Annotated in this window: 6 protein-coding genes; 4 read left to right on the top strand and 2 right to left on the bottom strand. The window is 63.1% G+C overall.

The annotated features are described in order from the left end of the window. The first annotated feature begins 126 nt into the window (after positions 1-126). Both B5483_RS01635 and B5483_RS01630 read left to right on the top strand, forming a co-directional pair. Entirely contained in the window at positions 127-2904 is a 2778-nt protein-coding gene (locus tag B5483_RS01635; protein WP_245828785.1) for a TonB-dependent receptor domain-containing protein, read from the top strand. A 425-nt stretch (positions 2905-3329) separates the two neighbouring features. Continuing rightward, on the top strand, positions 3330-6362 hold the full coding sequence (locus B5483_RS01630; RefSeq protein WP_245828784.1) for a TonB-dependent receptor plug domain-containing protein: 3033 nt from the start codon (positions 3330-3332) through the stop codon (positions 6360-6362). A 60-nt stretch (positions 6363-6422) separates the two neighbouring features. Here the strand turns inward: B5483_RS01630 and clpB are convergent, their stop codons facing one another. Together clpB and B5483_RS01620 are read right to left on the bottom strand one after the other, a co-directional pair. Next, positions 6423-9002 carry an ATP-dependent chaperone ClpB gene (gene clpB / locus B5483_RS01625; RefSeq protein WP_054948378.1) on the bottom strand — a complete coding sequence of 860 codons (2580 nt, stop codon included), beginning with the start codon at positions 9000-9002 and terminating at the stop codon, positions 6423-6425. A gap of 191 nt (positions 9003-9193) precedes the next feature. After that, entirely contained in the window at positions 9194-10327 is a 1134-nt protein-coding gene (locus B5483_RS01620) for a S8 family serine peptidase (protein WP_245828783.1), read from the bottom strand. Positions 10328-10659: 332 nt separating this feature from the next. On the opposite strand from B5483_RS01620, the gene B5483_RS01615 reads away from it, so the two are divergent. Next, complete coding sequence (locus B5483_RS01615; protein ID WP_079729275.1) at positions 10660-13575, top strand: M16 family metallopeptidase; 2916 nt, start codon at positions 10660-10662, stop codon at positions 13573-13575. A 50-nt stretch (positions 13576-13625) separates the two neighbouring features. Further along, positions 13626-13928, top strand: a complete 303-nt coding sequence (locus B5483_RS01610; protein ID WP_054948380.1) for a hypothetical protein — start codon at positions 13626-13628, stop codon at positions 13926-13928. Positions 13929-13974 lie beyond the last annotated feature (46 nt).

Raw genomic sequence — 13974 nt, 5'->3', positions numbered from 1 at the left:
TCTTGCCTGCCGTCAAAAACGGGTTGCTTGCCCAGCTTGGTCACACAATCGGCAAGCGCACGAAAATAAGGGACACCAACTGTGAAAAATCCAATCAAGAAGGCCGTCCTGCGGAGCGGCACCTGCTTGTCAGTCTCCGCACTTCTGCTTGCTGGCCACGCACAAGCTCAGGAGGCGACTGCGGACGACGCCGATGCCGGTGAAGTCATCATCGTCACGGGCTCGCGCATTACCAGCCCGAACCTGACCTCTTCCAGCCCGGTTTCGGTCGTCAGCGGCGACACGTTCAAGGAATTCAACTCTCCGAGCGTCGAATCCCTTCTGGCCTCGAACCCTCAGTTCCTTCCGGAAAGCGGCCCTGCCGTTAATAACGGCAACCCGGGTGCGGCATCGCTGAACCTGCGCGGCCTCGGGGATCAGCGCACCCTCGTGCTTGTCGATGGCAAGCGAATGGTTTCCTACGACTACAACGGCGTGGTCGACGTAAACTCGATCCCGACCGCGTTGATCAAGCGCGTCGATGTCCTGACCGGTGGCGCATCCGCGGTTTATGGTTCGGACGCCGTGTCCGGTGTTGTCAACTTCGTCCTCGACGACGAGTTCAAGGGCCTTCGCTTCGACGGCTCGACGCAGTTGACGAGCCGCGGCGACGCTCCGGTCTATGACGTCAACCTGACCGGCGGCCTGGAACTGGGCGACCGTGGCAACATCGTTGCTTCCGTCGGCTACCTGAAGCGGGGGCTCATCTTCCAGTCCGACCGCAAGTTCTCGGCCTTCGCGCTCGACTCCGACGATCTGGTTTCGCCCGGCGGATCCTCCACGGCCGTTCCGACCGTCTTCGACAACACCTTTGCGAACACCGATGCCGACTATTACCAGATCGGCGCCGGCGATGACCTGGTTCCGTTCTATCAGCCCTACAACTACGCCCCGCCGAACTATCTGATCACGCCTCAGAAGCGTTGGCTCGGCACCGTCCTTGCCAAGTACGAAGTGGCCGACGGCGTCGAAGTTTACGGTCGCGGAAGCTACATTCGCAGCAAGGTAAACAGCCAGAGCGCGCCGACCGGCACCTTCGGCTATTCCTTCAACATCTTCCCTGACAACCCGTACCTGACCGATCAGCAGCGCGATCTGTTCTTCAACGGCATTGGAACAATCAACGCCGACGGATCGACGACGGTGAACATCCGCAGGCGCATTGTCGAAAGCGGTGGCCGTACGACCACTTACGACAATGAGTCGTGGCAGGCCGTGCTGGGTGTTCGTGGCGATCTGTCCTCTACCTGGAGTTACGACGTCTTCGGCCAGTACGCCAAGACGACCCGCAACATCGCCTACCTCAACGACATCACTTATGCCCGCGTCGCACAGGCGCTGGACGCGGTTCAGGTGGGTTCGGACATCGTCTGCCGTGACGCGAGCAACGGCTGCGTACCGATCAATCTGTTCACCACCACTCCTCTGTCTTCCGATGCCGTTTCGTTTATTTCGGCAAGTGGCCGTGAGCGCGACGTAACGCAGCAGTGGGTCGCTGGCGCAGCTCTGTCGGGTAGTTTCGGTTCGATTTCTCCGTGGTCGGATACGGATATCGGTGTTGCACTGGGCCTTGAGTACCGTAAGGAAAAGGCGCGTGCTGACATCGACGAGGCTTTTGCTTCGGGCGATCTGATCGGTTACGGTCAGGGCATTCCCTTCCCGGCGTTCAGCTACGACGTGAAGGAAGCCTACGGCGAATTGCTGATCCCGATCGTCTCCGATCGCCCCGGATTCCGCGAACTGACTCTCGAAACCGGCGCGCGCTATTCGGACTATTCGTCTGTGGGCAGCGTCTTCACCTGGAAGGCAGGCGCGAACTGGACCCCGGTCGATGGTGTTCGCTTGCGCGGCATGTTCCAACGGGCCGTACGCGCTCCGAACATGTATGAGCTTGCGACTCCGAAGGTATCGAGCATCGACAACCTCGACACGGATCCGTGCGCTGGCACCAATCCGAACGGCAACGCCACCCTGACCGATCTGTGCATTGCAACGGGCGCTCCGGTTGGTCAGATTGGCCGCATTCCTGCGCCGGTCGCAGGTCAGATCAATGCCTTCTCTGGCGGCAACATCGATCTGAAGGCCGAAAAGGCCAACACGATCACCATGGGCGTTGTGCTCAATCCGCCGAGCATCCCGGGCATGACCCTGTCGGTCGACTACTACGACATCAAGATCAACAACGCGATCGACACGCTCGGCGGCTCGCCGCAGAATGTCGTGGATGCGTGCTATAACATCATCCAGGATGCGAATAGTCCGTATTGTCAGGCCATTCACCGCAACTCGCTCAGCGGTTCGCTGTCGGGCGGCATCGACTTCGGCGTTGACCAGTTCCAGTTCAACGCAGCATCGCGCAAGACGCGTGGTGTCGACGTGCAGTTCGACTATAAGCGCCCTGTCGGCGCTTTCACGGTCGGCCTGAACGTGGCTGGAACGTATGTGGCCACCTACAAGAAGCAGGGCGCATCGTTCCTTCCGGAAACCGAATGTGCCGGTCGCTTCGGCTTTGCCTGCAACTTTGCTCCCATGCCCAAGTGGAAGCATACCGCAACGCTCACCTTCGGCGGCGACAATTTCAATCTCGCCGGTCGCTGGCGCCTCATCGGAGGTGTGAAGCAAGACTCCGGAACGGACATTCTGAAGTCCAAGATCCCCAGCGTCAGCTACTTTGACTTCACCGCGAATTTCAACGTGGAGGAATCGTATACGCTCCGTCTCGGCATCCAGAATGCCTTCGACAAGCAGCCGCCGATCGTCGGTTCGGCTGCAGGTGGTACGGCGTACAACGCGGCGAATACGTTCCCGTCCGTGTACGATGTGCTGGGTCGGACGTTCTTCGTCGGCCTGACGGCAAAATACTGAGAAATCTCTAAATGAGATTGGCTTGATCGGGGAGCGGCTGACAGATCGTCAGCCGCTCCCTTTTTTGTGGCGACAATGCGGTTAGCGCGTCCTGCAGACGCCATGTCACGCCACAAAGCCGTCAGAAACTCTGGCCGCAGCACAGCTGAACGCGGGTCGGGCCTGATGTGCGAAGCAACTCTGATCCGACAAATGGTGAAATATTGGGTTCGGGACCAGTGATGTTTGGAGTGCTTGCACTCCTGTCACTTCCGTCAACACTATCTTCACCATGAAGCGATATAGATCGTGCCGCGGCTTAGGCGGGGAAGCTAACGTCGCGAAACGATGCAAGTGAAGAAGCAGGTCCCCGTCACGACTGCAAAATGGGTTCGTCAAATCAAAATGCGCTGTCGATAGGCAATCACAGCAGAGGGGCAAAGATTGTGAAAGCGATTCCAACCAAGGCGGTACTTCACAGTGCGATCTGCCTTGCGGCATTGGCCATTGGCGGCACTTCCGCCTCTGCGCAGGATGCAGCCGAGGCAGCGGAGCAAGGTGATCCGATCATCGTCACGGGATCGCGCATCGCACGGCCTGAACTGGCAGCAGCCAATCCCGTGGTCACCGTATCCAACGAGGACATCGCGGCATCCGGCACGATCAACCTGACCGACTATCTGCAGACCCTTCCCGCGCTCCAGAATTCCTTCAGCTCCTATGACAGCAGCGGAGATCGTGCAGGTATCGGAACGACTGGCCTCAATCTGCTGGACCTGCGCAATCTCGGCGCCGAACGCACGCTCGTGCTCATCGACGGACGGCGTCAGGTCGCTGCCTTCAAGGGCATTCAGGCCGTCGACATCAACACCATTCCGACCGACCTCGTCGAACGTGTCGAGGTACTGACCGGAGGCGCTTCGGCCATCTATGGCGCGGACGGCGTTTCCGGCGTCGTCAACTTCATCCAGAAGAAGGACTTCGAGGGTGTGACAGCCCGCGTCCAGAACGGCATTTCCAGCCGTGGCGACGCCGGACAGCGCCTGATCGCCCTTACCGCAGGCCACAACTTCGCACAGGGTCGGGGCAATTTTGCCATCGCCTGGGAACATGGAGAACAGGATCGGTTAACCCAGCAACAGCGCAAGCGCTATTCGGGCACAAACCGGACGGGTTTCTATTTCAACCCCAACAAGATTTCGGCGACGGGCCAGCTCGTCAGCGGCGAACCGTTTTACGTCCCGCTCGATGACGTTCACTATTTCGACACCTCGCGCGAAGGCGGCATCGACGTCAACTACGACGGCGTTCCGGACTTCTTCGGCGCGCAGGGCACGCCTTTCGATCCCGGCGAGATCCTTCAGCCTACGCCGCCGGGTCAGCAGCCCTATCTCTATCGTCGCGGTGGAGACGGCACCCTGGTCTCCGACTACGGTACGGACCTCTTGCCTGAAACCAATCGCGACATCGTCAGCGCCGTCGCGCATTTCGATTTCAGCGACGCCTTCACACTCTATGCCGAAGGCAAGTACGCCAACACGCAATCCTTCAGCCTCGGCCAGCCGACTTACGACTATTACCTCTTCATCCAGGCCGACAATCCGTACATCCCGGACGCCGTCCGCCCGTTCATCTTTCCCGTTAGTCCGTTCGGCGACCCCTTCGGGCCCGCTGGCGTTATGGTCAACCGCGACAACTTCGACTTCGGTCGCCGCGGGGAGGACATCGAGCGCGAGACCATCCGCACGGTCATTGGCGCCAAGGGCGACATTTCGCCGAACCTTTCTTACGATCTTTCCTACGTTTACGGGCAGACCAAGGTTACCGCGAACTACATCGGCAACATCCTGAGCGATCGCTTCTACGCCGCGATCGACGCGGTCAGCGATGGCGCTGGCGGCGTGACCTGCCGGGCCAATGTGATGCCGGGCTGGACTCCTTTTCAGCCCGTAGTCTACACGCGCGCGCCGATCCCGCCGGTAACCTTCTCGCCGGGCGACTGCGTCCCGCTCAACATTTTCGGCGAAGGCGTGGCATCGCAGGAAGCCATCGACTGGATCAGCGCCGACACCACCGACCGCACGAAGCTGACCCAGCATGTCGTCAACGGTGCGATCACCGGCAACACCGGGTCCATGTTCGAATTTCCCGGCGGTCCGCTCGGCTTCGCTGTCGGCGGTGAATATCGCAAGGAAAAGAGCAGCTTCGTGCCCGATCCGCTCGTTGAGCAGGGGTTGACCTGGACCAACGTTCTGGGTCGCTCGAAGGGCCAGTTCGATGTCTGGGAAGCCTTCGCGGAGGTCAACGCACCGCTGCTTGCCGACATGCCACTGGCGCATCGGCTCGATGTGGACGCGGCCATCCGTTTCGCCGATTATTCGACGGTGGGTTCCACCACCGCATGGAAGATCGGCGCAAACTGGGCGCCGGTGCGCGACATCGCCTTGCGCGGCACGTATTCGCACGCCGTTCGCGCGCCGAACATCACCGAACTGTTCGGGGCTAGCTCGCAGACTTTCCTCGCGGTCAACGATCCGTGCAGCTTCGTGCAGGTGCAGAATGGCAGCCAGTACCGCGCCGCCAACTGCCAGGCCCTGCTGACCAGCCTTGGCGTGTCCGATCCTGCCAGCTTCATCGGCCAGTCCAACCGGGTTGGCGGCCTCGTCACCGCCAATCGGGATTTGCGTGAGGAAACCGCCAAGACCTTTACCGCAGGCGTGGTGATCCAGCCCAGCTTCATTCCGCGCCTTGTCGTGACGGCCGACTGGTATGACATCAAGATCAACGATGCCATCAACACCGCCAGCGCCGACCAACTTGCCGGGCTTTGCGTCGACCAGCAATCGCTCGACAACATCTATTGCGGTGCGATCACAAGGCAGGGTTCCGGTGACGCCAACCCGGGCTTCATCTCCGGCTTCACGCTTTCACCGTTCAACGTCGCGAACTTCAAGACCTCGGGCCTCGACTTTACCGTCAGCTATGCGCATCCGACCGCAAGCGCCGGCACCTTCGGCCTGCGTCTCGTCGGCAATTACCTGCATGAGCTGAAGTTCATCCCCATCCCGGGCGCCGAAGCCGTCAACAGGGCCTATCTGCCCGGATCGCCGAAGTTCCAGATCACCACGGACCTCACCTGGGCGAAGGGCCCGGTCAGCTTCGACTGGCAGATCAACTACGCGTCGAGCACCTATCGCTTCGACCGCCAGACCATTGCCAACACCCCCGACATCGTCGCGCCGGAGTACCTGAAGTACAAGGAGCGCTTCACGCACGATCTCAGCTTCCGGGTCCAGGCATCGCAGCGGTTTGAATTCTACGGCGGCGTGAACAACATGTTCGACCAGAAGCCGTCGTTCGCCCTGCTCAACTATGCCGGTGCCGAATCGGGCCTCAATACACCGGTCAGTGCAGTGGGCCGCTTCTTCTTCGTCGGAGCGCGCGTGAAGATGGCAGACATCTTCGGCGGGCCGCAATAAGCCCGACGTATCCGGTACATGCAGAAAGGGCGGGATCTTCGCGGATCCCGCCCTTTTCATTTACTCCACGGTGATCGCCAGGGCGCCGTCGCCGTCATCGATCCGCACGGTCGAACCGTCGGGGATCTCGCCGGCCAGCAGCTTTTCGGCCAGCGGGTCCTGCAGGTAGCGCTGCACCGCCCGCTTGAGCGGCCGCGCGCCGTAGACCGGATCATAGCCGACGCGGCCCAGCCAGCGCTTGGCGGCATCGGTAAGGTCGAGCTCGATCTTGCGGTCCTTGAGCAGCTTCTGCACCCGCGAGACCTGGATCTCGACGATCGGGCCCATGTGGTCCTGGCCGAGGCGATGGAACAGGATGATCTCGTCCAGGCGGTTGAGGAACTCGGGCCGGAAGTGCGCGCGCACGACTTCCATGACCTGCGGTTCCACGCTTTCGACGTCCTTGCCGTCCTCGATCTGGGTCAGGTACTGGCTGCCCAGGTTCGAGGTCAGGATGATCAGGGTATTGGTGAAGTCCACCAGCCTGCCCTGCCCGTCGGTCAGACGACCGTCGTCCAGCACCTGCAGCAGCACGTTGAACACATCCGGGTGCGCCTTCTCGACCTCGTCGAACAGCACGACCTGATAGGGCCGGCGCCGCACCGCCTCGGTCAGCACGCCGCCTTCCTCATAGCCGACATAGCCCGGAGGCGCGCCGATCAGGCGGGCCACCGCGTGCTTTTCCATGAACTCGGACATGTCGATGCGAACCATCGCGCTGTCGTCGTCGAACAGGAAGCCGGCCAGCGCCTTGGTCAGCTCGGTCTTTCCGACGCCCGTGGGGCCGAGGAACAGGAAGGAACCGAGCGGCCGGTTCGGGTCCTGCAGACCTGCCCGGGCACGCCGCACGGCCTTGGACACCGCCTGCACCGCCTGCTCCTGCCCGATCACGCGCTCGCCGATCACCTGCTCCATCTTGAGCAGCTTCTCTCGCTCGCCCTCGAGCATCTTGTCCACCGGCACACCGGTCCAGCGGCTCACGACACCGGCGATGTCGTCCTCGGTCACTTCCTCGCGCAGCAGCGCGTTGGACGACTGTTCCTGCGCCTCCGCAAGCTGCTTTTCGAGGTTCGGGATCGTGCCGTAGGACAACTCGCCCGCACGGGCCAGGTCGCCCGATCGCTGCGCCTGCTCCAGTTCGAGGCGCGCCGCATCGAGCTGCTCCTTGAGCTTGCCTTCGGCGGCGATCTTGTCGCGCTCGTTCTGCCAACGGGTGGTCAACTCGCTCGACTGCTGCTCGAGGTTCGCCAGTTCCTCACGCAGAGACCTGAGCCGATCGGCCGAAGCCTCGTCGGTCTCCTTGCCCAGCGCCGATTCCTCTATCTTGAGCTGGATGATCCGGCGGTCGAGCTTCTCGATCTCCTCGGGCTTGCTTTCCACTTCCATGCGGATGCGGCTCGCGGCCTCGTCCATGAGATCGATCGCCTTGTCGGGCAGGAAGCGGTTGGTGATGTAGCGGTTTGACAGGGTCGCCGCCGCCACGATCGCGCCGTCGGTGATCCGCACGCCGTGGTGCAGTTCGTACTTCTCCTTGAGCCCGCGCAGGATCGAGATGGTATCCTCGACCGTCGGCTCGCCCACGAAGACGGGCTGGAAGCGGCGCTGCAGGGCAGCGTCCTTCTCGACGTACTTCTGGTACTCGTCGAGCGTGGTCGCGCCGATGCAGTGCAACTCGCCGCGCGCCAGTGCCGGCTTGAGCAGGTTGCCCGCGTCCATCGAGCCTTCCGAAGCGCCCGCCCCGATCAGCGTATGCATCTCGTCGATGAACAGGATGATGTCACCCTCGGCGCCCTTCACTTCATCGAGCACGGCCTTGAGCCGTTCCTCGAACTCACCGCGGTACTTCGCGCCCGCGATCAGCGCGCCCATGTCCAGCGCCATGAGACGCCGGTCCTTGAGGCTGTCGGGCACGTCGCCATTGGCGATGCGCAGGGCAAGGCCCTCGGCGATGGCGGTCTTGCCGACTCCGGGGTCGCCGATGAGGACGGGGTTGTTCTTGGTGCGACGGGCAAGGATCTGAACGGTACGGCGGATTTCCTCGTCGCGGCCGATGACCGGATCGAGCTTGCCTTCGCGCGCCGCCTCGGTGAGGTCGCGCGCATACTTCTTCATCGCGTCGTAGGCATTTTCCGCGCCCGCGCTGTCGGCGGTGCGGCCGCCGCGCAGTTCGGTGATCGCGGCTTCAAGCGCCTGCGCAGTGACATTGGCCGCCTTGAGCGCCTGGCCCGCCGGCGTCGTGGTGGCCAGCACCAGAGCCAGCAGCAAGCGCTCGACGGTGACGAAGCTGTCGCCGGACTTGGTCGCGGCCTGTTCCGCCGCGTCGAGGACACGCACGGCATCGTTGTCGAGCCCCGGCGCCCCTTGCGCGCCGCTGCCCGAAACCGAAGGGACCTTGGCCAGCGCCTTGTCGAGTTCGTCGGTCGCGAACTGCGGATTGCCGCCCGCACGCTTGATGAGCCCGGCAGCCATGCCTTCGGGATCGTCGAGCAGCGCCTTGAGGATATGCTCGGAACTGATGCGCTGGTGGTTCAGACGGATGGCGACGGTCTGTGCCGCCTGAAGGAACCCCTTGGCCCGGTCGGTGAACTTTTCGAGATTCATGATCTTACGTGCCTCCTGATCCCGACGATATAGTGTTGCATTTTTGCAACACAAGGACCGCTGCGACATTTTTTGTCCGGTCCATTTGGGACCTTATGCAGCGGATTCAATTGTCCGGGATCAAGAATGCAAAAAGGCGGCCCACGCATTGCTGCCGGGCCGCCCGATAAATTGGTGTTGCGATCAGAAAATCAATGGATGCCGATGGTATCGGGCTTCGTATCCTTGTCCCCGGTGACGGTTCCACCCGATGCGATGCCCCCCAGCAGAAGCAGCCCTGCCAGGTGCGGCGCCGCCATCGAAGTGCCGCTGATCGTGTTGTAGCCGCCGTCCTTCCAGGTGGAGAGGATGCTGACGCCCGGCTCCGAATAATCGATCGGCGGGTTCCCGTAATTGGAGAAGTACGCGAAGGCATCGCTACTGTCGAAAGCCGAAACGGTATAGACGTTCGGTGCATTCACGCGGGCCGGCGAATAGCTGTTGGCATCCGCTGCGCTGTTACCGGCCGCGATGGTGAAGCGGACGCCCATGGCCGCTGCAGCGGTGACGGCGGCATCGAGTGCGTCATCGGGCGGGCCGCCAAGGCTCATGTTGGCGACATCGCCGCTGGTCCCGTTCTGGGCCACCCAATCGACGCCGGCGATGACCCCGGCATAGTCGCCGCTGCCCCTGCGGTTGAGCACGCGCACCGGCACGACTTTCGCGCCCGGGGCGACGCCGATCACGCCGATCGTATTGTTGAGCGCCGCAATGGTTCCTGAAACGTGCGTGCCATGGCCGTTCTGGTCCTCGTACAGCCCTTCCTCGCGCGCCACGAATCCATTGGCATATGCAAGGTCGACATTGAGGTCTGGATGGTCGGTATCGATGCCGGTATCGATGATCCAGGCGCGCTGGAACGTACCTGCGATGCCGCCTTTGACGCGCGTCACGCCCCATGGAGTCTGCTGAGCCGTCGATCCACCGCCCGAGCCGCCGCCACTGCCGGGTTTGCCCTTCTCTTCGCGGATCGGTCCCAGTTCGATGACGCGGTTCGGCTCGCAGCTCTTGATCGCGGGATTGCGCGCCTGCATCTGCGCAACTGCCTGCGCGCTCATCTGCGTCGCGAAGCCGCGGATCGAATAGCGATAGACATGCGAGACCTGCCCGCCGTTCGCACCGGCCATGCGCCGTGCTTCGGATTCGACTCCGCCCCGGTTCACCGCCTTGTTGAACACGCAGATATAGCTGTTGGGAATGATGTCGCCCGACTTGGCCATGGCCGGCACCGAAAGCGCCACAAACGGAAGCGCGGCACATGCCGCGGATAGCATCCTGAAGTTCACAAGCCCCTCCTTATCACGAGGCCCGACGCGGCGCCCGGCCCCTCCCCGGAATGACCCAGAGTACGCCTTCGCGCGGGCGCGTCGAGTGCAACTTCCAGCGTTAAGCCATTTCAATCACGCAATTTTTCTATCTCCACGACAATCGATTGATTCACCGCGATAATTTAAAGCATCACGGTTAGCGAAACCGTCCCATTTTCGAACCATTCCAGTACGATAAACCATGTCAGAGACCAACCGGTGAACATCGGGCCCGGCATTCGGCCTTGTCCTGCCCGGCGTTGGTCGTGGAATCGCTGGCCTGTCGGTCACAGCGTGCTAGACCTCGGCTCATGAGAATTCTGCCCCTCACGAGCGCCACTGCGCTTGCCGCCGCACTTCTCCTTTCAGCCCTGCCTACGGCCGCCGCACCGCCCGCCCAGGTGCAAGGGCCCCAGGTCCAGAGCGCCCAGATCGCGGCTGCCGCCGGAACCGCGACTCCGCAGGAACTCGTCGCCAAGGTCGACATCCCCTATGAGAAGTTCGTCCTCGCCAACGGCCTGACGACGGTCGTCCATACCGACCGCAAGGCCCCGATCGTTTCGGTCACACTCTACTACAAGGTCGGATCGAAGAACGAACCGCGCGGCCGCACCGGCTTCGCCCATCTCTACGAGCACCTGTTCTTCGGCGGTTCGGCCAATGTGCCCGACTTCGACGTGCCGCTCGAGGCGGCCGGATCGACGCCAACCAACGGATCGACCTGGTACGACCGCACGAACTACGTCGAGACGGTGCCGACCGGCGCGCTCGACCTTGCGCTGTTCATGGAAAGCGACCGCATGGGCTGGCTGCTGCCCGCAGTCACCCAGGACAAGCTCGACAAGCAGCGCGGCGTTGTCCAGAACGAGAAGCGGCAGGGCGACAACCAGCCTTACGGCCTGTTCGACTATGCGCAGGCGGACGGCCTGCTGCCCATCGGCCATCGCTATCGCCACGCGACGATCGGCTCGATGGCGGACCTCGACGCTGCGACGCTGACCGATGTACGCCAGTGGTTCACCGATCACTACGGCCCCAACAACGTCGTCCTCGTCCTGTCCGGAGACATCGACGCGGCCACCGCGAAGCCCAGGGTGGAAAAGTGGTTCGGCCAGATCCCGCGCGGCCCCGAAATCGAACCGGTCAAGGCCGGGCCGGTCACCCTGCCCGCCCCGCTGACCCGTGACATTACCGACCAGGTTCCGGTGCTGCGGCTCACCCGTAACTGGACCGCGCCCGGCATCAACGATCCGGACACACCGGCGCTTCAGGTCGGCCTGCATATTCTGGGCGGTCTTGCCAGCTCGCGGCTCGACAACGAACTGGTTCGCGGCCAGCAGCTGGCCGTCGCGGTGACCGCCTACGACCAGGTCTTCGAGCAGCTCAGCTTCCTGCAGATGACGATGGACGTGAAGCCCGGCGTCGACCGCGCCGTGGCCGAAGCGGCCTTCGACAGGGTCCTTGCCGACTACTTGCGCGACGGGCCGACCGAGGACGAAGTGCGCCGCGCCGTCGTCAGCACCGTATCGGGCGAGATCGGCGGGCTCGAACGCGTCGGCGGCTTCTACGGCAAGGGCGCGACATTGGCGGAAGGGCAAGTCTATTCCGACGATCCGGCCAAGTACAAGCGTGACCTTGCCGCCATGGCCGCGCTGACGCCGGCGCAGGTCAAGGCCGCGCTAAACAGGTGGATGTCGCGCCCGCTCTATGCGCTGAACGTCGTGCCCGGTCCACGCACCGAAAGCGGCGACACCATGGGCGGTTGGGGCGACGAAGCCGATCGCGCCGCACCTCCTGCCGATCCGCATGCCGAGGCGCCTGCGCTGGACCCGGCGCCCAAGCGTGAATTCCCGCCGGTGCAGCCGGTCGGCGAACTCGCGTTCCCGGTCATCGAACACGCGACCCTGGCAAACGGCATCCCGGTGGCACTGGCACGCCGCACCGCCGTGCCCAAGCTGGTCCTCTCGATGGATTTCGATGCCGGCTATGCCGCAGACGCGCTCGATACGCCCGGTACGCAAGGCATGATGCTGGAGATGCTCGACCAGGGCACCGACAGTCTCGATGCGACCGCGATCGCCGAAGCGCAGGAGCGCCTGGGCGCACAGATCCAGATCGACGGCTCGCTCGATACCAGCACCGTCACCCTCTCGGCGCTCTCGGACAACCTGGCACCCTCGCTCGACCTGATGGCCGACCTCGTCCTGCATCCGGCATTCAGGCCTGCGGACGTTGCGCGGGTGAAGGCACAGGCCGAGGCGGAGCTGGCGCAGAAGCTGTCCTCGCCCAATACCATGGCCCTGCGCGCGTTGGGCTCCACCCTCTTCGGCCAGCACCCCTATGCGCAGCCGACCGACGGCCTGGGCAATGCCGCCTCGCTCGCAGCGTTGACACCTGCCGCATTGCGCGCCGCGCACGACAAGTGGCTGCGCCCGGACCTCGCGCGCATCACCGTCGTGGGTGACATCGCCATGGAACAGCTCAAGCCGATGCTGGAAAAGGCGTTCGGTACATGGAAGACGCCGAAGCGCGCTGCCCCGGTCAAGCCGCTCGGCGCCGCCGTGCCGGCCGCGCAGGGGCGCATCGTCCTGATCGACCGGCCCAATTCGCCACAGTCGGTGATCATGGCCGGACGCGTCCTGCCGATCACCGGGCGCAAGGCCGATACCGAAGCGCTGGGCCTCGCCAACGACGTGCTCGGCGGTGGCTTTCTCTCACGCCTCAACAAGGACCTGCGTGAGGAAAAGGGTTGGAGCTACGGCGTCTACAGCAGCGTGACCCAGCCTGCCGGCCCGCGCACTTTCGTCGTCAGCGCGCCGGTACAGGCCGACCGGACCGGCGATGCCATCAAGGCGATCATCGCCGATGTCGGCGCTTTCCCGGGCCAGAAACCGATCACGCAGGAGGAACTGCAGCGCGTCACCGAAGGCACGATCCGCGCCCTGCCCAACCAGTTCGAGACCAACGCCGCGGTGCAGGCCGCGATCCGCAAGAACGAACTTCTTGGCCGCCCCGAGGACTACTACGTCAAGCTGGCGGCCAGGTTCCGCGGCATCGGTGCCAAGGCGATCGAGACTTCGGCCAGCGAGTACCTGCGCCCCGACGGCCTTACCTACGTCGTGGTCGGCGACCGCAAGACCGTCGAACCGCAACTCGCAGGGCTCGGCCTTCCGATCGAAGTGCAGCAGGCCCCACAGGGCGCTGCTGACGACGAAAGCGCGGAATGATCCGGCAAAGACACCAGACGACACCCAGACGCCACAAGGAGAATGACCCCATGTCAGTAGGCGGCAGCTACGATTGCATCACCAAGACCCCGCTCGGCGACCAGAAGGGAGTCCTTACCGTGATTCCCGGGGAAGGCGACAGTTTCACCGGCAACATCACCGGCGACCTGGGATCCATGGACATCAGGGATGGCCGCATCTCGGGCAATAGCCTGAGCTGGCAAATGAAGATGACGATGCCGATGCCGATGGACCTTGACTGCACGGCGACTGTCGAAGGCGATGTCATCACCGGCAAGGTGAAGGCCGGCATGTTCGGAACGATGGACCTGAACGGCACCCGGCGCGCCTGAAGCTATTGGCGGCGCAGATAGGGCATCCACCTCCCCATCGCACCGC

The organism is Novosphingobium mathurense (assembly GCF_900168325.1).
Taxonomy (GTDB): Bacteria; Pseudomonadota; Alphaproteobacteria; order Sphingomonadales; family Sphingomonadaceae; genus Novosphingobium; species Novosphingobium mathurense.
This window is presented reverse-complemented; position numbering and strand designations above follow the sequence as displayed.